Below are 19,477 nucleotides of genomic sequence, written 5' to 3' on the forward strand. Positions count from 1 at the left end.
TCCCGAACGTGCCAAAACGTCCAGCCATCCAGCCACATGAGTGGTTCGCCGTTTGCGTTTCGTTCGCGTATTTCTTCAGCGTGCTTGCGGCCTACTACGTGATTCGACCGGTTCGCGACCAGCTGTCGGCTGCCGTCGGATCCACTGCGCTGCCGATCTTCTATGCGGTCACGTTCGTGGTGACGCTGGCCTTGGCGCCCCTGTTCGGCGCGATGGTGGCACGCTATCCACGGCGCAAGTTCGTGCCCATGGTGTATCTGTTCTTCCTGCTCGGCATGCTCGCCTTCATTCCCCTGTTCCAGATTCAGGATGCCATCGGCGCACGTCTGCTGGGCTCGGCATTCTTCGTCTGGGTCAGCGTGTTCAACCTGTTTGTCGTGGCCGTGTTCTGGAGCTTCATGGCCGACCTGCTCGATGCCGAGCAGGCGCACCGGCTGTTTCCGATCATTGCACTTGGCGGTACCCTCGGAGCGATTGCCGGGCCCGCCCTGACCCGCAGCATGAACGAAATTGTCGGCGTGTCAGGCCTGCTGGTGATGTCGTCCGCCCTGCTCGGCGTGGCCATCCTCTGCATCCTTGCGCTGTCGCGCTGGTCGCGCGGCAATCCCGTGGCGGGTGACGAGCAACGCGACACCCGCGTCATCGGCGGCAGCTTCATTGCCGGCGCGATCGAGACGATCAGGTCACCGCTGATGCGGCGCCTGGCGATCCTGATGTTGCTCGGTGATGCGGTTGGCACCGTGATCTACGCCTTGCTCGCCGACTACAGCGGCGCGACTTATGCCACGCGCGAGGCACGCATCAATTTCGCCGCGAATATCGATTTCTACGCGAATGTGCTGCAGGTCATATTGCAGCTCGGCGTCACGCGCTTGCTGCTGATCCATTTCGGTCCGGCGCCAGCGCTCGCGCTCGACGGCATCATCAAGGCCGTGATGCTGGCCGGTCTGGTGGTGTTTGCCGGCCCCTGGATTGCTGTCGTGGCGGTGGTCACGCGAGGCAGTGCCTATGGCGTATTCAAGCCCGCTGCCGATTCCATGTACACACGCGTCGATGCCGAAACGCGCTACAAGACCAAGAACTTCATTGACACCTCGGTATGGCGCTTCGGCGATCTGGTCGTCACCAGCAGCTTCAATCTGCTGCGCGGCATCGGCACCACGGTGCCGGGCTTCGCCCTGATGGCAGCGGTCGCGGCAGGCAGCTCTGCCTGGATCGGCTGGCGCGCCGCACGCATGCTTCCGGGCGATGCGCCCGACGCTTCCGCAGGGAAATCTCCAGCCAAGCCTTGAAAGCCGCGCCCGCACAGCCAACGTATGACAATCGCCCAGGAGCCTTCCATCCATGACATTTGAAACTCTCACGGAACAGCGTGCCCACGGCGGCGTGCAGGGCTTCTATCGACACAGCTCGAACGAGACCGGAGGAGTGATGCGCTTCGGCGTGTTCCGACCGCCGCAGGCCGCGAAGGGCAAGGTTCCTGTGCTGTACTTTCTCGCCGGACTGACCTGCACCGAGGAGACTGCGGCGATCAAGGCCGGCGCCCAGTGGCTGGCTGCCGAACTCGGTCTCATGCTGGTCACGCCGGATACGAGCCCGCGCGATACCGGTATTGACGGAGCCAGCGGCGACTGGGAGTTCGGCGAAGGCGCCGGTTTCTACCTCGATGCCAGCAATGCGCCGTACGCGAGTCGCTTTCGCATGTACTCCTACGTGAGCAAGGAACTGCCAGCGCTGATCGGCGCCCATTTTCCCGCCGACATCAGCCGCAGCGGAATCTGCGGGCATTCGATGGGTGGCCACGGTGCCCTGACCATCGCCTTGCGCAATCCGGATGCCTATCGTTCCGTTTCGGCCTTCGCACCGATCGTGGCGCCGAGCCAGGTCCCATGGGGCGAGAAGGCGCTGCCGCGCTACCTCGGCGACGATCGCAACGCCTGGAAGCAGTGGGATACGGTTGCGCTGCTCGGCGAGGGCAGGCGTTTCAATGGCATGCTGCTGGTCGACCAGGGTGATGCGGATGCCTTCCTCGACAGTCAGCTCAGACCGCAGCTGCTGGAACAGGCCTGCAAGCAGTCGGGCCAGGCGTTGAACCTGCGCATGCAGGCCGGCTATGACCACAGCTACTGGTTCATCCAGTCCTTCATCGCCGATCACCTGATTCATCACGCGCAGGCGATGAAAGCCTGATCGAACGGTATCCCGGCCGGCGCCGAGCGGTGTTCTCCCTCTCCCCTCGGGAGAGGGTTGGGGTGAGGGTTCGAGCGAAGCGAATTTTTGAGACCCGCCCGTATACCCTCATCCGCCTTGATTCGCCCCATCCATGGGGCTCTCCCTTCGGGCCGGCTTCGCCGTTCGCGCCTGATCCCGTCAGGCGCAGTCGGGCATCCTTTCCCATAGGCAGAAGGAAAATGCCCGGGAAATTGTCAGCGTGGCGACACCCACATCGTGATGTCGGCGTCGAAGACGATCTCGTCCGCGCTGTTGCGGACTTCGACAATGGCATGGAGGTCCTGAGCCGTCGTCGTATCCGCTGGTGCCTGCACGCGAGCGGTCGCATGCAGTTCGCCGAGAGCCTTCTTCAGATAGCGCACGCTCATGCCTTTCGGGATCCAGCGCATCGACCCCGGGATGGTCACTTCGGTGGCCATTCCGCCGGCCAGTTCGGCGGCATTGCACATCGCGATCGCGTGCACCGTGCCGATGTGGTTCTGAATCGAACGGCGTTGACGCAAGCGCACCACACAGCGGCCGGGCTCGAGCACTTCGATATGCGGCGAGATCGAACTGAAATAAGGCGCCTTCCAGCAGATGATGCGCGAGAACAGCCAGCGGCCCGGTGCCGAGCCGCCGAGCTTGCGAAACATCCGCAGGGATTGCGCGGCCATCGGATCAGGCTACGCTGCGCAGTGATTTCGGTTCCTTTTTCTTGACCGCCGCACGCAATTCCTCCGACTCGAAATCATCCACCGAGATGAACTCGAAGCTGGCGCTGCGCACATGCTCAAGCAGCTTGCGCTCGGCACTGCTGAGAATGCCCTTGGCTTCCGCATCGGCGATCTGTGCCTCGAAATCGAGCCCGCCAACTTCGCCTGTCTTGACCGCCTTGAGAAACTTGCGCTCGATCGGTTCGGCCGCGATGACTTCCGGCAACAATGCATTCATGCGCCCGATCGGATTGTTTTCCGTCGGCGTCATGTAGGCGCCCGAGATGAGTCGCGCACGCGCCTCGTTCGGCGCCATCATGATCGCGGCAACGCGATGGCCGAGACGATCCGAGGGCGGCACTTCGCGACGGCCGAGCGGAAAGACCAGGGCGCGTAGCTTGAACGCGACAAAGCGGTTCGGGAAGTTGCGGATAACGCCATCCAGGGCCATCTGCATGCGCCAGGTGCACTCGTGGAATGCCCAGGCCAGCAGCGGCTGGTCGGAAACCGGCCGACCCTCATCCTCGTAGCGCTTGAGCATGCTCGATGCGATGTACAAATAGGACAGCACATCGCCCAGCCGGGCCGAGATCTTTTCCTTGAACTTGAGCTTGCCGCCGAGCACCAGCATGGAGGTATCGGCTACCAGCGCCAGCGCCGCCGAATAGCGATTGAGCTTGCGATAGTAGCGGCGGGTATACGCATCACCCGGTACCGAGCCGATCTTCGAGTGGGTCAGCCCCAGAACGAAACTGCGCACGGCGTTGGAGAAGCCAAATCCGATGTGCCTGAACAGCACGTCATCGAACTTGCGCAGGCGATCGCCATAGTCCGGCAAGGCAGCTGCCTGCATTTCTTCCAGCACGTAGGGATGGCAGCGGATCGCGCCCTGTCCGAAGATCATCAGGCTGCGCGTCATGATGTTGGCCCCTTCGACCGTGATCATGATCGGCACGCCCTGCCAGGAGCGGCCGAGGTAGTTGCTCGGCCCGAGGATCACGCCCTTGCCGCCATGCACATCCATGGCATCGGTGCAGATCTGCCGACCCCATTCGGTGGCATGGTATTTGGCGATGGCCGAGGGCACGGCCGGCTTCTCGCCGCGATCAACCGCCGCAGCGGTGGCGCGGGACAATGCGGTCGTCGCATAGGTCAGTCCGCCGATGCGCGCCAGCGCCTCCTCGACGCCTTCGAAGCGACCGATGGCGAGACCAAACTGCTTGCGGATGCGCGCGTAGGCGCCGGTTGCTGCAACCCCGGCGCAGGCACCACCGGTTGCATTCGAGGGCAGCGAAATCGCGCGTCCGACCGATAGGCACTCGACCAGCATGCGCCAGCCCTGTCCGGCCATTTCCGGACCGCCAATCAGCTGCGAGAGCGGCACGAAGACGTCCTTGCCGCGCACCGGTCCATTCTGGAACGGCACATTGAGCGGAAAGTGGCGACGGCCGATTTCGAGGCCATCGGTATCACGCGGAATCAGGGCCAGAGTGATGCCGAGATCTTCTTCGTCGCCGAGCAGGTTTTCCGGATCGAGCATGCGGAAAGCCAGGCCCACGATGGTCGCCACCGGCGCCAGGGTGATGTAGCGCTTGTCGAAGGTCAGGCGCACGCCAAGCACGTTGCCGCCTTCCCATTCGCCCTTGCAGACAATGCCGTAATCGGGAAGCGATGTCGCATCCGAACCGGCATAGGGACCGGTCAGCGCAAAACATGGCACCTCGCGACCATCGGCCAGGCGCGGCAGGTAGTAGTTCTTTTGCTCTTCGGTACCGTAGTGCAGGAGCAACTCGGCCGGTCCCAGCGAGTTTGGAACGGCCACCGTCGAAGCCACGGTCGCCGACATGCTGGCTATCTTCTGCAGCACCGCCGAATGGGCCAGCGCGGAGAACTGCAGGCCACCATACTGCTTGGGAATGATCATGCCGAAGAACCTGTTGACCTTGAGGTACTCCCACATGTCTTCCGGAAGATCGGCCAGTTCATGGCTGATCTGCCACTCGTTGATCTGCGAACACAACTGTTCGACCGGGCCATCCAGAAAGGCCTTCTCGTCGACACTGAGTTCGGGGCGTGCCTGCCCCAGCAATTCCGACCAGTCGGGCTTGCCGCTGAACAGCTGCCCCTCGAAGCCGACCGTGCCGGCTTCCAGTGCGGTCTGCTCGGTCTCGGAAAGGTTCGGAGTGACCTTGCGATAGATCTTCAGCAGCGGCGCACTGATGCGCGCGCGCCGGAACCCCGGCAGGTTGAGCGGCACCGTGATTGCGGCGAAACCCAGCAATGGCAACAGGATTGCCAGCCAGTGCGAGCCGGCCAACAGGCCGGCACCAAGAATGGCCACGGCGGTGGCAGCGGTCCAGAGACGCAGGCCAATGCGCAGATAGGCGGCGGTCAGCGATACCAGGATGCCGGTAATCAGCGGGATCAATTGCAACATGTCAGTGACTCCTCTACTTGGTTCCGCCTGGTCACCGATTCCACGCAAGGAATCGAAGCACTGGCCTCGGCGGACAACTCACGGGTGGCGTCAGACTTCCGGCCAGATCCGTGCAATGCATTGTGTCCCCCGCTCGATTGGGGGTTGTCCGGATTCGGCACGGAATCAACATCTGCCGGTTTTCCGGGTTCGTCAATCGGGTGGCAACGCACACAGGAAGTCCAGAACGTGACGCGTGAACTGGCTGTTTTCGTCACCTGCCACCATGTGCGTGGCATGTGGAACCATGACATGACGCGCGTGGGGCACAAGCTCTAAAAATTCTTTGATCGTCGGCGCGGACACGACGTCACTGGCAGAACCGCTGATCAGCAGCGTGGGAACGCGGATCCGGGTCGCGGCTTCGAGCAGATCGCGCTGGTGACGCCCGCCATCCGCTGCGATCGGTTCCAGCATGTTCGGATCCCAATGCCAGTGCAGACGGCCGTTCTCACCTTCGACCAGCAATCGACGCAGGCGTTCGGGCGACTTGCGGGACTTTCGATGGGGCAGATAGGCCGAAATCGCGTCCGCGGCCTCACTGTAGTCCGCAAATCCGTCGGGATGCGCGCGCATGAAGTCGAGAATGCGTTCGACGCCGGCCGGCTCCCAGCGCGGCGTGATGTCGACCAGGACCAGAGCGCGGCACGAGGCTGCATCGGCACCCGCCAGAGCGATTCCTACCAGCCCCCCCATGGATGCGCCGACTATCACCGGCAAGGCAGGCGCCCGCGCGGCGACCAGGGCCAGATCCGCTGTCAACTGATCGACCGAATACTCATGTGTGCTCAGCCAGCTGCTGTGGCCATGACCACGCGCATCGTAGGTAGTGGCATGCCAGCCTTGCCGAGCGGTCGCATCCGCGCAGCTGGTCCAGGCATCGCGGGTCTGCCCAAACCCATGGGCGAACACCACCGCGGGCCCCTGGGCATTGCCAAAGTCCTCAAGCGCCAGGCTGATGCCATCAGGCGTCGTCAGTCGCGATACGCGCGACATTGCGGCAGGGGTTTCGACCTTCACCATACGCGGAAGTATGGAACGAGCGCCGGTTGCCGTCAATGGCGCCCCGAGACCCGCCATTCGGAGCAGTGCTTCTAATCCCGGCAATGCTCCGGCACACTCCCGAGATGACAGAATCTGACCAGAAAGCGGAGCCACGTGGACGGCTGTCGGCCAGGGACTGGGAACAGGCCGCATTGGACGTACTGGCCCAATCAGGAGTTTTGGCGGTCGCCGTTGAGTCTCTGGCGCGGACCCTTGGGGTCACCAAAGGCAGCTTCTACTGGCATTTCCCGACCCGGGAGGCCTTGCTAAAGGCAGCCATTGACCGCTGGGAACAGCGCGATGAAGATCAGGTCATCGCACATGTGGAGCGTATCGCCGATCCACGAGAGCGGCTGCGCGAGCTGTTTCATCGGGTCAGTCGCGAAGTGCAGTCGCACCTCGTCTATGCGGCCCTGTTGCAGGCGTCCGATCACCCTATCGTGCAGCCGGTCATCGAGCGCATTTCGCGCAGGCGCCTGGCCCTGCTGACGCATGCCTATCACGAGGCTGGCTTCGACGCCCGTTCAGCAGCCCATCGCGCCCGCCTCGCCTACACCGCCTATAGCGGATTCCTGCAGCTCAACCAGAGCCATGGCATGCCGCGCATGGACCACGAGGAATACGAGACCTATGTCGATCACGTGATCACGACCCTGGTTCCGGCGTGAATGCCCGCCGGGCCCGATGCCGCAGCTGACCTTGCCAAGCCCGCCCGTGGCCGCTAACGTCCCAAGCCTTGCTTAGATGAACGCGGGCCGAGCCCCGCGAATAGGGAAACCATGACCAGTTCGCTTGAATCCTTGAACCGATGGGTCGAGGACGTTGCCCGTTTGACCGAAGCCGAAAAGATCCACTGGTGCGATGGCTCGGAGTCCGAGGAACGTCTGCTCAAGGAGCAGATGCTGGCCAGCGGCGACCTGATCGGCCTGAACCCCGAAACCCATCCCGGTTGCACGCTGCACCGCTCCAGCCCCACCGACGTGGCCCGTGTCGAACACCTCACCTTCATCTGCACGCGGGATCGCGACGATGCGGGCCCGAACAACCACTGGATGGCTCCGAGCGAGGCCCACGCCAAGGTTGACGCGCTGTTTGCCGGAGCGATGCGCGGACGCACCCTGTATGTCGTGCCCTATTGCATGGGCCCGATCGATTCTCCCATTTCGCGTTGCGGTGTCGAGATCACCGATTCGCCCTACGTGGTTGCCAACATGCGCATCATGACGCGCATGGGGTCCGCTGCCCTGGCCCGAATCGAACGCGACGGACATTTCGTCAAGGGCCTGCATTCAATCGGCGATCTCGATCCCGAAAAGCGCTTCATCATGCATTTCCCGGAAGAGCTGACGATCAAGTCGATCGGCTCGGGCTACGGCGGCAACGCGCTGCTGGGCAAGAAATGCCATGCCTTGCGCATCGGTTCCTGGCAGGCGCGCAGCGAAGGCTGGCTGGCCGAGCACATGCTTATTGTCGGCATCGAAAACCCCAGGGGTGAAACCCGCTACATCGCGGCCGCCTTTCCGTCTGCCTGCGGCAAGACCAATCTGGCCATGCTGATTCCGCCGGAGAGCTATCGCGAAGCGGGCTGGAAGGTGTGGACGGTGGGAGACGACATCTGCTGGATGAAGCCTGGTGAAGATGGCCAGCTCTGGGCGATCAATCCGGAGGCCGGCTACTTCGGCGTGGCGCCTGGCACGGACAGGACTACCAATCCGAACGCCCTGACCATGATCCAGCATGACACCATCTTCACCAATGTCGGCGTCACCGCCGACAACCAGCCATGGTGGGAGGGATTAAGCGAAGGCGTGCCCGCGAGGGACTGGCAGGGGCGTCCGCATGATCCCGGGCAGGGGCCCGCTGCGCATCCGAATGCACGCTTCACCGTGTCTGCGAAACAATGCCCCAGCTGGTCGCCGATGGCCGAGGCCGCCGAGGGCGTGCCGATCAGCGCGATCGTGTTCGGTGGCCGACGGCCCTCACTCATTCCACTGGTTTTCGAAGCGAGAGACTGGACGCACGGTGTGCTCGTCGGTGCAGCGATGGGTTCGGAAACCACCGCAGCCGCCACCGGCGCGGTCGGCGTGTTGCGCCGCGATTCGATGGCCATGAAACCGTTTTGCGGCTACAACTTCGCCGACTACTTTTCGCATTGGCTGTCGTTCGACAAGCCCGGCGCGAAGCTGCCGAAGATCTTCCATGTCAACTGGTTCCGCAAGGGTGCCGACGGCAAGTTTCTCTGGCCCGGATTCGGAGAGAACCTGCGCGTGCTCGAATGGATCATTGGCCGTTGCGACGGCAGTCGTTCGGCAGTGGAGACACCGGTGGGCCGGGTGCCTGCTGCAACCGACATCAACCTGGACGGCCTCGGCTTGTCCGCAGCGGCAATCGACAGCCTGCTCGAAATCGACGTCGACGGCTGGGGCAGGGAGATGGCCGCGACTGGCGAATACCTCGACAGCTTCGGCGCGCGCATGCCACAGGCCCTCAAGGCTGAGCAGAAGCGCATGGCCGAGGCGCTGTCGAAATCGACCCCGAGCCAGGTGAGGGCCGCGGGCGGCTGAGGTTCCAGGGGTCTCGCGGTCGCGACCAGCGACCCGCCAGCTCCGCGAACCTGCCAGCGCCGTCCCGGCTTTTGCCGCCATGGAGCACGGTCATTGGAAGCACCGGCATCTAAACCCTGCGCGCCAATGGCGCATCCAAGCTGGCACCATGAGTACAGCCTGCCTAGCCATGCCTTTGCCAACGATTGAGGCGCCACGGAACGAACCCGAGGATGGCGATCTGGTCAGGCGTGCCAGTGCCGGAGACGTCGGCGCCTTCGAACAGCTGTACCGTCGGCATGCAGGCAAGGTTCACGGAGCGATCTGGCGCCTGTCGGGCATGAATCCCGCGCGCGCCGAGGACCTGACCCAGGAGGCCTTTGTCCGAGCCTGGCAGAAACTCGGCAGCTTTCGTTTTGAAAGCGCGTTTTCCACGTGGCTGCATCGACTTGCAGTCAACGTCGCCCTGATGGACCTGCGCAAGCGTCATCCGGAAGAACCGGTCGATGATTCCGCACTGGAGGCCGCCAGTGAACCAGTCCATGCGTTCTGCGCCGGCGAGCGCTCCGATCTGGAAAGAGCGGTTGCCAGGCTGCCGCCACGCGCGCGTGCGGTTCTCGTTCTGCATGACGTCGAGGGCTGGAAGCATGAAGAAATCGGCCGCGAGCTCGGAATGGCGGTAGGATCATCGAAAGCCCAATTGCATCGTGCGCGCGGATTGCTCAAGCGCGCATTGGGAGAAACCCATGAATGAATTTGAACTTCGGCGTGAGTTGCGCGAATTGCGCGCAGACCATGAACCAGGCCGGGATCTCTGGCCGCAGATTGCGCGTCGATTGCAGAACGAGGAAGCCTCGGTCGATGGCCCGACTCGAAAGCATCGCCGAAGCTGGTTGCCGCTGAGCGCCGCCGCGGCCATAGCCGTATCTCTGAGCGCCGGCGTCTTTGGCCTGGCCATGCAGGGATCCGCTTTCGATGCCTCGCCAGATTCCGGCGGTTTCGCGGCAGACGTTTCGGTGCAAAATCAGATCGAACGCGCTCGCGAGCTTGCCATGACCGTCGACCCGCGGCTGGCGGGTGCGGAAGTCGTGGTCGACATGGCAAACGCAGAGCTTGAAGATGCCCTGCGCCAACAACCCGATGCCGTCTATCTGGTCGGCCTGATCAATCGCACGCATGCGCAACGTCGCAAGCTGGCACGACTCGGCCTTGATGCCGGTTAGAGGATCCACCATGAAAATTTCCCACATGCCGTTGTTCGTCCTGTTCCTTTTCGCCTGCAGCGGCCCGGCGCTTGCCGACACTCCGATCAATGAGAGCCGCGATGTCGATGCCACCGCTCGCGTGGACATCTCCAACGTTCGCGGCGCTGTCACGGTCAGTGCATGGGACCAGTCCCGGGTCGAGATCACCGGAACCCTGGGAGAAGGCAGCAAGGGCCTGGAAATCACCGGCGGTGGTTCCCGCCTTTCGATCAAGGTCAAGGGGCCCGAAGACGACAGCTGGTTCAACTGGGGGCGCTCGCGCATGCAGGACACGATCCTGAATATCCGCGTCCCGACCAATGCCGAATTGCGGATCGATACCGTCAGCGCGGAAATTACCGTGACCGGTACGGCTGGCCAGCTGCTCGAAGCCGACAGCGTCAGCGGCAAGGTCCGCGTTGACAGTACAGCCAGGGAACTGGAAATCGGCACGGTCAGTGGCAGTGTCGATTTGAGCGGTCGCGGCGATCGCGTTCAGGTCGAGACCGTATCCGGTGATATCGAGATGCGCGCAAACCACAATCGGCTCAAGTTCGAGACCGTGTCCGGCAATATCACTGCCGCAACGGGTGAATACACCGAATTCACCGGCAGTTCGGTTTCCGGCGACATCAGCGTACGCGGCAAGCCGATGGGCGACGCACGCATCAATGCCGACACGATGAGCGGTGACGTTCGCCTCGACATGCCAGCCGAGCTTTCAGCGCGCATCGATGCCGAAACATTCAGTGGCCGCATTCGCAGCGATTTCGGCACCGTCAAGGAACCTGAACACGGCCCGGGGCGCTCGCTGGAAGCCACTATCGGCGACGGCAAGGCACGCATGACCATCGAGACATTCAGCGGCGACATCACGATCCGTCGCGAATAGACGTGCGGACAAGCAGGAGGTGGAGTCCGGTAGCATGGCTGCGATCCCGGGAATAGACTCCACACCATGCTTGCGAGTCGACTTCGCCATTCGCTGATCGTCCTTTCAGGCTCGCTGATTTTCATCGCGTCCCAGGGCCTTGCAGTGGCTCGGACCGCGGGAATCGACGGCACCAGCCCCGTCCCGATCACGATGTTGCCGCAGGATTTCTCGGGGACCACCGTAGGCGGATCTTCGGCAGTTTCCACGCTGAGCTCGGCAGCCTGTGCGGGCGCGCCACCCATGGCGGCTGCGGAATCCATCTATACCTGGGTTGCGATGCCCCCGACCGGTCCGCACATCGACTTCACGCTGACTCCGGAAAGCGGCTTTGACGCAGCCATCTATGTGCTGGAGGAACTGGGCAACGGTGCTTCCTGCATCATCGTGGCGGACAATTCTGGCCCGGGCATGCCGGAAGACATCCACCTCGAAGAGTTGCTCGTTCCAGGCCATCGCTACTACCTTTATGTCGATTCATCGGCAGGTGCCCAGCATGCCGGGGATTTTGACTTGCTGGCGTGGGTTTTCATTGCCGTCGAACTGCAATCTTTCGATATCGACTGATTACGGGTGGTCCCTCGCGTACAATGCGCGCCCCTTGGGCGACCCAAATCCCGGTCGCGGCATATTCGAGTCAGATCATGAGCAACCATGTCAGCGAAATGCGTCGACGGCGCACCTTCGCCATCATTTCCCATCCCGATGCGGGCAAGACCACGCTGACCGAAAAGCTGCTGCTTTTCGGCGGCGCAATCCAGATGGCCGGCTCGGTCAAGTCACGCAAGGCCGCGCGCCATGCGACATCCGACTGGATGGCGCTGGAAAAGGAGCGCGGCATTTCGGTGACCAGCTCGATCATGCAGTTCCCCTACTCGAAATGCATCGTCAACCTGCTCGACACGCCCGGCCATGCGGACTTTTCCGAAGACACCTACCGCGTGCTGACCGCGGTCGACTCGGCTCTGATGGTGATCGACTGCGCCAAGGGCGTTGAGGAACGCACAATCAAGCTGATGGAGGTTTGCCGCCTGCGCGACACACCGATCATGAGCTTCATCAACAAGCTCGATCGCGAGGGACGTGCGCCGATCGAGCTGCTCGACGAAGTCGAGTCGGTGCTCGGCATTGCCTGTGCGCCAATCACCTGGCCGATCGGCATGGGTTCGCGACTCAAGGGCGTCTATCACCTGCTGCTCGATGAAGTGCACGTATTCGAGCCGGGCAAGAACTTCACCCGCCAGGATTCGACGATCTTCAAGGGCCTCGAAGACCCCGCCCTGCGTGCCCGCATCGGCGACGAAGCCTGGCGCGAGTTGAACGACGAGCTGGAACTGGTTCGCGGGGCCTCGCACCCCTTCGACAAGGAAGCTTATCTGGCAGGCAAGCTGACCCCGGTGTTTTTCGGTTCGGCCGTCAACAATTTCGGCGTGCAATTGCTGCTGGATTTCTTCGTCGAGCACGCGCCGCCACCGCAGTCGCACGAGACGACCACGCGCACGGTCAGTGCCGATGAAGCGCCAATGACCGGGTTCGTCTTCAAGATCCAGGCAAACATGGACCCCATGCATCGGGATCGGGTTGCCTTCATGCGCATCTGCTCGGGAACGTTCAGCGGCGGCATGAAGGCCCAGCACGTGAGAACTGGCAAGGAATTGCGCCTGGCCAATGCACTGAGCTTCATGGCCTCGGATCGCGAGATCGTCGACAAGGCTTATGCCGGCGACGTGATCGGCATCCACAACCACGGCACCATATCGATTGGCGACACCTTTACCGAGGGTGAGGCGCTCGCATTCACCGGCATCCCCAACTTCGCACCGGAACTGTTTCGCCGTGCGCGGCTCAAGGATCCGCTCAAGATGAAGCAGTTGCAGAAGGGCCTCGCCCAATTGTCCGAGGAGGGCGCAACCCAGTTCTTCCGCCCGTTGATGTCGAACGACTTGATTCTCGGTGCGGTCGGTGTGCTCCAGTTCGACGTGGTCGCCTACCGGCTCAAGGACGAATACGGCGTCGAGTGCGCGTTCGAGAACGTTGGCGTGGTCACGGCGCGCTGGGTGCATTGCGACAACCCGCGCAAGCTCGAAGAGTTCAAAGAGAAAGCCGCGCAGAACCTGGCGGTCGATGCGGCCGGTGAGCTGGTCTATATCGCGCCAACTCGGGTCAACCTGCAACTGACCGAGGAACGCTGGCCCGAAGTGCGCTTTGCGGCAACCCGGGAACATGCCAGTTCAGTGGCTGGCTGAACAGGCCAGAACGGTAACGCCCGGACATGGCGGACGTTTGCGCGAACGGAAGTGATGCGCTCAGCCGCCGTTGAAGTCCGAGCGGAACAGGTCGTCGGCAACGGACGAAGAGGACCCGGTTTCGCTCATGGCGAAGATTCGGTCCTTGCTGGTGAAGATGCGATCCGGCCTGGATTCCGACCGGGCGGTTCCGGACATCGGATCATGGCCTTGCGGCTGCCAGAACACGGCGCCAAACACCAGCATGAGGCAGGCGGCCAGGCCGACCCAGCGCAGATGCCGCACATGGCGGGGCGTGCCGCTGGCGTGGCGGACACGTTGGCCCGTGCGGGAATGACTGTAGTTCTTGTGCTTGCGAACCGCGCTGGCGAGTTCCGCCGACGCCGGTGCCAGGTCGCCCAACATGCGGACAAGGTCGGTCTGCAGCGGCGAACGTGACAGGCGCGAAGCGACTTCGTCACGTCGATCACCGCGCAAGGTACCGGCCGAGGCCGCCACCAGGGTATCGGCATCAAGCAGGTCCGTAGCAGCCGAGCATTGCTGCGCGCTCATTTGGCGATACAGGCTGGACAAGCTGGTCTTAGTCATCGAATTCACCGTATCCCATTTCCCGCAGGCGCGACTTCAGTCCATCAAGCCCGCGGGTTACCAGTTTTCTCGCTGCCTCGGCCGAAGTTCCGGCCACATCAGCTATTTCCTGCAGGGAATAGCCCTGCAAATGCAACGTGATCGGCAATCGCCTCCGTTCCGGAATTTCGGCCAGGCAACGCTGCAAACCCAGCATGCGTTCACCATCGGCAGCCGATTGCTCAGGTCCGGCAGCGCCTTCCTGCCACGAATCTTCGCCTTCCTCGTCATCCGGAAGCGGTTCGGCAGCCCTGACTTCCGCCCTTCTCAGGGCGTCAATCACGGTCGTGGCGACCACTCTCTGGACATAAGACGCATGAAAGGCCCCGGACCGGTCACGCGAAATGGCTTTCCACAGCCGGATGCGCACTTCCTGCTCGATATCGGCCGGGTCGATACCGTGCCGATCCAGTCGATAACCGTGCATGAGCACGCCCAGCCTCGAGCCGAAGTCAGCGAGGACCTGCTCGAGCCGGGCATCAACGAATTCGGAATCCTGGCTCATGGGGTCGGCATTGCTCCGGAGAACCCGGTCTGGAATGGATGGGGAGGTCGAGGGGGCACGCTTCGAAGGAAGTCAGCCCGGACCGCCCACGGAGCCCGCAACGAGCGAGGGCGAGACACAAGGGCTGCTGGATTATGGCAATCCTCAGGCCTTGTTGTCGCCTCTATGCCCCTGCACCTTCGCGGTAACGGGCAAGAATGCAGGCTCAGGCCGAGTCATGCAGCACCGGCGGCAATGGACAATGCAGGGCGGCGCAAACCGTGCGCAGCAATTCCGCTTCGCTGACGCTGACCATGCCGTCGGCGCTGATGGCCTGGGTCAGGCCGCGAACGACCAGCTCCTTGGCCGCGGGCATGAGCATGTCCAGCTTCGGCAGCGCCCTGTCGAGCGCGCGGGCCCAATCCGCCGGCGGCGAAAACTCGGGCCTGGCTTCCGGCAGGACCTCGTGCAGGCCTAGCGCATAGGCGCGCCGTGCGCCTTGAAGGTCTTCATGTCCGTGTTCAGCCAGAATCGCGAACAGGTCGCTGATTTCCGCGGCAGCCTGACCAAGTTTCAACCGGCCCATGACGCGTGTGGCGGACGGATTCAATGCATCAATGACCTGGGTACCGACCAGCCGCGACAGACAGTATTCCTGCAGGCTGACGCGACCATCGGCATTGATCAGCTGACGCAGGACGATCACGAAGACCTGCAGCTGCGGGCGAGGATGTCGGCGCAGCGCGGGGAATGCCAGCGCCGCCAGTGGCAATCGCTGCATCGGATGCAATCCGGCAACCTGCTCGGCAAGAGCGAGCACGTTCGAGGCCGTGCCGGAATCGTGATAGTGCTCGACCAGCTCGACCTGCTGCGCGCGAACCTGGGGCTCCTCATTGAGCAACAACGCGTAGACGACCTGCATGGCCTGGTCACGCGAATGCGCCGCAGCGGCCAGCGCTTGCGGGATCGACATGCTCAGTTCGGCTGCGGCCCGGTAATCCCCGGTATCCGGATGACCCACCTGTTCCGATACATGGTTGGCCGAAAGATGCAGTCGCGCGCCATGCGCGGGCAATCCTTCACCGCGCCCACGGGCCTGTGCGACGACTGCTGATCGGGCGGGAGCAAAACCGGACAGCGAAACGTTGCTGGCGTCGAGCTCTCCGACCCTGACAGGTTGCGACCAGTCCGCTGCAATGTCGGCGAATTCGGCCGGATCGAATTGCGGTTGCAGGCGGCGGATGCGGTCGGTCAGCCTGGGATGCGTGGCGAACATTGCCGAATAGCCGACGCCGTCTCCGAACAGCATGTGGGCGACTTCCTCGCCGTTCTGATGGGTCAGCTTCGAGCCTTCGCCGAGTCCGCCAATCTTCTTGAGCGCACCGGCAATGCCTTCGGTCTGCCGGGTGAACTGGACCGCCGATGCGTCGGCCAGGTATTCGCGCTGGCGCGATACCGATGCCTTGATGATGCGCGCGAAAAACACGCCGATGTATCCGATCACGACCATGGCGACACCGAGGATGACAATGCCGCCGCTGTCCCGACTGCGCGAGTGTCCCGACGCCTGCGCAATCTTGCGACCGACAATGGCGATGACGAGGATTCCGAAGGCGACGCCCATCAGGCGAATGTTCAAACGCATGTCGCCGTTCAGCACATGGCTGAATTCATGCGCGATGACACCCTGCAACTCTTCTCGTGTCAGTTTGTCGAGACAGCCCTGGGTGACGGTAATGGCGGCATCGGCTGTCGTGTACCCCGAAGCGAATGCATTGATCGCCTGTTCTTCTTCCAGCACGAATACTTCCGGCACCGGTACGCCGGAGGCGATGGCGATTTCCTCGACCACGTTGCGCAACCGGCGATAGGCGAAATTCGTGGTGTCCTCGGGAACCGCAACGGCGCCGAGTTGCATGGCGACCGCGCTGCCGCCACCGCTCAGCGTCGAGATGCGATAGAGCGTCGCCAGTCCGATCACGAGCAGCACGCCCGCGCTGGTGGCCAGCAAGGCGCCCACGTTGAGGCCGGGCTCTCCGGCCGGAGCTTCGCGTACGAGGCCAAGCGCAACCATCATGACGGCGTCGATTGCGACCACGATGCAGACGACGGCCAACGTGAACAGCACGATCATGCGTCGCGTCTGTTTGCGCGCCAATTCCTGGTGGGCGAAGAAATTCAACGCCGTTACCCCGATGCCGGCGATCCGCGTTCGCCTGCCAGCGCTGGCAGGCGACCCGCAGGCACCTTCAAGTAAAGGAGACCTTCACGGCTTCGCGCTTCTCCGGCGCATCAATCTCGAGCAACTGGGCCGGCTGGAAGCTGAACATGTTGGCGACGATCGAGCTGGGAAACACCTCGCGGGCATTGTTGTAGCTCATGACCGAGTCGTTATAGGCCTGACGCGCAAAGGCGACCTTGTTCTCGGTGGTGGTCAGTTCCTCGCTGAGCTGCATCATGTTCTGGTTGGCTTTCAGATCCGGATAGGCCTCGGACAATGCAAACAGCTTGCCCAGGGTCTGGCTCAATACGTTTTCCGCCCCGGACAACTGCTGCATCGCCTGCGGATCGCCCGGGTTGGCCTTTGCGGCAGAAAGCCCCGAAACGGCCGAATTTCTTGCGAGAATGACGGCTTCCAGAGTCTCTTTCTCATGTTTCATGTAACCCTTGGCGGTCTCGACGAGATTCGGAATCAGGTCGTAGCGCCGGGTCAGTTGAACATCGATCTGGGCGAAAGCGTTCTTGTAGGCATTCCTGGACGTGACCAGTCCGTTGTAGATACCGATCGCATAAAAAGCGAAAATCACAATGACGACAAGAAGTATCAGGAAACTCATGGCTTTGTTCTCCACGACTACGCAATACAACGTATGATTTCGAGCATAGCATGTGCTAGCAATGCTTCACGGTCGCCCGCATTGAAACTGTCCCTTATTCCGCTCCTGATTGTCACCCTGCTGAGCCATGCCTGCCTGCCCCGGGAAGTGCATGCAGCGCCGGTCGGCTCTGCAGGGGCCCAGGCGCCCGCCTCCACGGTGACGAGCAGGCCCAGGCCCGACGCCGAGACCGCCTCGATCGCCGAGGATTTCAATCGCTGGGTCGACCGGATCGAGCAATCCGGGAAGGTATCCGGATTTGCCGTGGCCGTGGTCAACAAGGATCAGGTCGTGCTCGAGCGCGGCGTGGGCTATGCGAACTGGACCACCCGGGAAAAAGTCGAGCCGGACACCGTCTTTCGGCTGGCATCGCTTTCAAAGGCTTTTGCAACCACGCTGACCGGCCTGCTTGTCGAAGATGGATTGTTGAGCTGGAACACGCGAATCTCCAGCGTGCTGCCTACCTTTGCCCTGGCCGACGCCGACAGCAGTACCAAACTGACCGTCGAGGACATCCTCAGCCACCGCGTGGGTCTGCCGCACAACACTTACGACAATCTGCTCGAGCAGGACGAGCCCTACCCGCTTCTGGTCGAGCGACTCAGCGAAGTGAAGCTCTCCTGTCCGGCCGGTGACTGCTATGCCTACCAGAACGTGGCCTTCAGCCTGATTGGCGACGTCACCTACGCGCTAACCGGCGATTTCTTCTATCACGAAGTGGAGAAGCGGATCTTTCACCCGCTTGGCATGCAGTCGGCGACTTATGGGCGTGATGCGCTGGAGAGCTCGCGCCACTGGGCGCGTCCGCATCGGCGTGCAGGCAGCAAGTGGAAGCCCTTCATGCCCAACGAAGTCTATTATCGGATGCCGCCAGCGGCCGGGGTCAATGCCAGCCTGCGCGACATGGAGCAATGGTTGATTGCACAGATGGGCGGACGTCCGGACGTACTGTCTCCGACCCTGCTGAACGAACTGCAGACGCCCCTGGTGCAGACGCCGCACGACCTCCGCTCGACGCCCTGGCGTCGAGGGCGACTGGAAGATGCCCAGTACGCGCTGGGTTGGCGCATCTATGACTATGCGGGTGAGGAACTCATCTTCCATGCCGGTGCCGTGCAGGGCTATCGTGCCATGATCGGCTTTCTGCCAAAGCAGAAATTTGGCGTTGTCATGCTCTGGAACTGCGAATCCGCCGCACCGGCCGGACTGATGCCGATGTTGCTCGATCGTTATCTGGGTCTGCCGGCCGTGGACTGGGCCGGTGTAGGGAAGGCCGTGAAGCTGCGCAACAACGGCGGCGGCTGAGGGCGCTTGTTCGGCGTCGCCTGGATGCGACTGATGACCTATTCACGCCGTCGACATGATTGCCGTAGCATAGTGGGCCGCTCGACGCTGAGCTTTGGACCGCCACCGCCGGAATTCGTGATCTGCCAGGAGGCCTTGCGTGCTGATAGCCGAGCAACTCATGTTGTTGTGCATCGATCCGCAGCGAGGCGAAGTCGATGCGTCACAGACGCATGTGGACATGAACGCCCTCGCTGCCGCCGCATTGATTCTGGATCTCGCTGAGCAGCGCAGGTTGCGCTACAAGAGCGGCCATGTCGCCATTGAGGGCCTGCTTCCCACCACGCATCCGCAATTGGCGCATGCCGCCGAGGTCCTCGCCGGGCCGACCAATGGATTGCGCATGGGCGCCGCGATCGAGCTGCTTGTTGCGCGCCTGAATCCGGTCTGCAAACACTTGCTGGAAAGTCTTTTCCGGCGCGACGTGCTGCATCGCGCACGCGCTTCGTGGTGGCCGTGGAGCCGGGTCTATTTTCCACTGCGCTCGCTGCAGGCGCGCAATGAAGCCATCGCCCAGTTGCACAAGGCAGCCACGGAGGATTCGATCACCCTGCGCGGACTCGGATTGCTGGTGCTGACCGACTTCGCCGGCCAGCTGGCGGCAAGCCTCGCGGGCGACGCTCATGAAGCAGCCGCACAGAAGCTTCTGCATCTGACCAGGGAGCCGGTCGGTGACGAACCGGTGCACGACTTGCTCGTGCACCTGCGTCGCAGCCTGCTTGGCTAGGCAGGCTG

The 19,477-nt window shown here is 62.5% G+C and carries 18 protein-coding genes; 11 read left to right on the forward strand and 7 right to left on the reverse strand.

Annotated elements, in window-relative coordinates; translation table 11 throughout:
• The first annotated feature begins 8 nt into the window (after positions 1–8).
• Entirely contained in the window at positions 9–1,292 is a 1,284-nt protein-coding gene (locus tag R3F00_RS05780; RefSeq protein WP_371280788.1) for an NTP/NDP exchange transporter, read from the forward strand.
• Positions 1,293–1,344: 52 nt separating this feature from the next.
• On the forward strand, positions 1,345–2,190 hold the full coding sequence (gene fghA, locus R3F00_RS05785) for an S-formylglutathione hydrolase (protein WP_371280789.1): 846 nt from the start codon (positions 1,345–1,347) through the stop codon (positions 2,188–2,190).
• A gap of 236 nt (positions 2,191–2,426) precedes the next feature.
• Here the strand turns inward: fghA and R3F00_RS05790 are convergent, their stop codons facing one another.
• From R3F00_RS05790 to R3F00_RS05800, 3 genes are all read right to left on the reverse strand, one after another.
• The gene (locus R3F00_RS05790; protein WP_371280790.1) at positions 2,427–2,888 is read right to left on the reverse strand and encodes a hotdog fold domain-containing protein; all 462 of its coding nucleotides are present in this window, start codon (positions 2,886–2,888) and stop codon (positions 2,427–2,429) included.
• A 4-nt stretch (positions 2,889–2,892) separates the two neighbouring features.
• Entirely contained in the window at positions 2,893–5,364 is a 2,472-nt protein-coding gene (locus tag R3F00_RS05795; RefSeq protein WP_371280791.1) for an acyl-CoA dehydrogenase, read from the reverse strand.
• A 192-nt stretch (positions 5,365–5,556) separates the two neighbouring features.
• Positions 5,557–6,426, reverse strand: a complete 870-nt coding sequence (locus R3F00_RS05800; RefSeq protein ID WP_371280792.1) for an alpha/beta fold hydrolase — start codon at positions 6,424–6,426, stop codon at positions 5,557–5,559.
• Between the two features lie 104 nt (positions 6,427–6,530).
• Here R3F00_RS05800 and R3F00_RS05805 point away from each other — a divergent pair, with 104 nt between their 5' ends.
• The 7 genes from R3F00_RS05805 to R3F00_RS05835 all read left to right on the forward strand — a co-directional run bounded on the left by R3F00_RS05805 (position 6,531) and on the right by R3F00_RS05835 (position 13,411).
• Positions 6,531–7,115, forward strand: a complete 585-nt coding sequence (locus tag R3F00_RS05805) for a TetR/AcrR family transcriptional regulator (RefSeq protein WP_371280794.1) — start codon at positions 6,531–6,533, stop codon at positions 7,113–7,115.
• A gap of 111 nt (positions 7,116–7,226) precedes the next feature.
• Positions 7,227–9,011 carry a phosphoenolpyruvate carboxykinase (GTP) gene (locus R3F00_RS05810; protein ID WP_371280795.1) on the forward strand — a complete coding sequence of 595 codons (1,785 nt, stop codon included), beginning with the start codon at positions 7,227–7,229 and terminating at the stop codon, positions 9,009–9,011.
• A 169-nt stretch (positions 9,012–9,180) separates the two neighbouring features.
• Positions 9,181–9,744: an RNA polymerase sigma factor gene (locus R3F00_RS05815; RefSeq protein WP_371280797.1), complete on the forward strand. Its 564-nt coding sequence runs from the start codon at positions 9,181–9,183 to the stop codon at positions 9,742–9,744.
• The gene (locus R3F00_RS05820) at positions 9,737–10,213 is read left to right on the forward strand and encodes a hypothetical protein (RefSeq protein WP_371280798.1); all 477 of its coding nucleotides are present in this window, start codon (positions 9,737–9,739) and stop codon (positions 10,211–10,213) included. The genes R3F00_RS05815 and R3F00_RS05820 overlap by 8 nt, the downstream gene beginning before the upstream one ends.
• 10 nt (positions 10,214–10,223) lie before the next feature.
• The gene (locus R3F00_RS05825; protein ID WP_371280799.1) at positions 10,224–11,126 is read left to right on the forward strand and encodes a DUF4097 domain-containing protein; all 903 of its coding nucleotides are present in this window, start codon (positions 10,224–10,226) and stop codon (positions 11,124–11,126) included.
• Positions 11,127–11,192: 66 nt separating this feature from the next.
• A complete protein-coding gene (locus R3F00_RS05830; RefSeq protein ID WP_371280800.1) occupies positions 11,193–11,732 on the forward strand; it encodes a hypothetical protein in 540 nt (179 codons plus the stop codon).
• A gap of 77 nt (positions 11,733–11,809) precedes the next feature.
• Positions 11,810–13,411 carry a peptide chain release factor 3 gene (locus tag R3F00_RS05835; protein ID WP_371280801.1) on the forward strand — a complete coding sequence of 534 codons (1,602 nt, stop codon included), beginning with the start codon at positions 11,810–11,812 and terminating at the stop codon, positions 13,409–13,411.
• Positions 13,412–13,471: 60 nt separating this feature from the next.
• Here the strand turns inward: R3F00_RS05835 and R3F00_RS05840 are convergent, their stop codons facing one another.
• The 4 genes from R3F00_RS05840 to R3F00_RS05855 all read right to left on the reverse strand — a co-directional run bounded on the left by R3F00_RS05840 (position 13,472) and on the right by R3F00_RS05855 (position 17,359).
• On the reverse strand, positions 13,472–13,999 hold the full coding sequence (locus R3F00_RS05840; protein WP_371280802.1) for a hypothetical protein: 528 nt from the start codon (positions 13,997–13,999) through the stop codon (positions 13,472–13,474).
• Positions 13,992–14,543 (reverse strand): RNA polymerase sigma factor, encoded by a 552-nt coding sequence (locus R3F00_RS05845; RefSeq protein ID WP_371280803.1) that lies wholly within the window; start codon positions 14,541–14,543, stop codon positions 13,992–13,994. The genes R3F00_RS05840 and R3F00_RS05845 overlap by 8 nt, the downstream gene beginning before the upstream one ends.
• A gap of 205 nt (positions 14,544–14,748) precedes the next feature.
• Positions 14,749–16,704, reverse strand: a complete 1,956-nt coding sequence (locus tag R3F00_RS05850; protein ID WP_371280804.1) for a M48 family metallopeptidase — start codon at positions 16,702–16,704, stop codon at positions 14,749–14,751.
• A 67-nt stretch (positions 16,705–16,771) separates the two neighbouring features.
• Positions 16,772–17,359: a LemA family protein gene (locus R3F00_RS05855; protein WP_371280805.1), complete on the reverse strand. Its 588-nt coding sequence runs from the start codon at positions 17,357–17,359 to the stop codon at positions 16,772–16,774.
• A gap of 81 nt (positions 17,360–17,440) precedes the next feature.
• On the opposite strand from R3F00_RS05855, the gene R3F00_RS05860 reads away from it, so the two are divergent.
• Complete coding sequence (locus R3F00_RS05860; protein WP_371280806.1) at positions 17,441–18,703, forward strand: serine hydrolase domain-containing protein; 1,263 nt, start codon at positions 17,441–17,443, stop codon at positions 18,701–18,703.
• Positions 18,704–18,842: 139 nt separating this feature from the next.
• Positions 18,843–19,469, forward strand: coding sequence for a GPP34 family phosphoprotein (locus tag R3F00_RS05865; protein WP_371280807.1), 627 nt, complete (start codon positions 18,843–18,845; stop codon positions 19,467–19,469).
• Positions 19,470–19,477 lie beyond the last annotated feature (8 nt).

Origin of the sequence: Dokdonella sp. (genome assembly GCF_041395345.1) — a bacterium.
GTDB lineage: Bacteria > Pseudomonadota > Gammaproteobacteria > Xanthomonadales > Rhodanobacteraceae > Dokdonella.

Excerpts from the sequence above, each read along its gene's own strand:
- fghA (WP_371280789.1), top strand. The coding sequence starts at position 1,345 with ATGACATTTGAAACTCTCACGGAACAGCGTGCCCACGGCGGCGTGCAG.
- R3F00_RS05790 (WP_371280790.1), bottom strand. The coding sequence starts at position 2,888 with ATGGCCGCGCAATCCCTGCGGATGTTTCGCAAGCTCGGCGGCTCGGCA.
- R3F00_RS05795 (WP_371280791.1), bottom strand. The coding sequence starts at position 5,364 with ATGTTGCAATTGATCCCGCTGATTACCGGCATCCTGGTATCGCTGACC.
- R3F00_RS05800 (WP_371280792.1), bottom strand. The coding sequence starts at position 6,426 with ATGGTGAAGGTCGAAACCCCTGCCGCAATGTCGCGCGTATCGCGACTG.
- R3F00_RS05805 (WP_371280794.1), top strand. The coding sequence starts at position 6,531 with ATGACAGAATCTGACCAGAAAGCGGAGCCACGTGGACGGCTGTCGGCC.
- R3F00_RS05810 (WP_371280795.1), top strand. The coding sequence starts at position 7,227 with ATGACCAGTTCGCTTGAATCCTTGAACCGATGGGTCGAGGACGTTGCC.
- R3F00_RS05815 (WP_371280797.1), top strand. The coding sequence starts at position 9,181 with ATGCCTTTGCCAACGATTGAGGCGCCACGGAACGAACCCGAGGATGGC.
- R3F00_RS05820 (WP_371280798.1), top strand. The coding sequence starts at position 9,737 with ATGAATGAATTTGAACTTCGGCGTGAGTTGCGCGAATTGCGCGCAGAC.
- R3F00_RS05825 (WP_371280799.1), top strand. The coding sequence starts at position 10,224 with ATGAAAATTTCCCACATGCCGTTGTTCGTCCTGTTCCTTTTCGCCTGC.
- R3F00_RS05830 (WP_371280800.1), top strand. The coding sequence starts at position 11,193 with ATGCTTGCGAGTCGACTTCGCCATTCGCTGATCGTCCTTTCAGGCTCG.
- R3F00_RS05835 (WP_371280801.1), top strand. The coding sequence starts at position 11,810 with ATGAGCAACCATGTCAGCGAAATGCGTCGACGGCGCACCTTCGCCATC.
- R3F00_RS05840 (WP_371280802.1), bottom strand. The coding sequence starts at position 13,999 with ATGACTAAGACCAGCTTGTCCAGCCTGTATCGCCAAATGAGCGCGCAG.
- R3F00_RS05845 (WP_371280803.1), bottom strand. The coding sequence starts at position 14,543 with ATGAGCCAGGATTCCGAATTCGTTGATGCCCGGCTCGAGCAGGTCCTC.
- R3F00_RS05855 (WP_371280805.1), bottom strand. The coding sequence starts at position 17,359 with ATGAGTTTCCTGATACTTCTTGTCGTCATTGTGATTTTCGCTTTTTAT.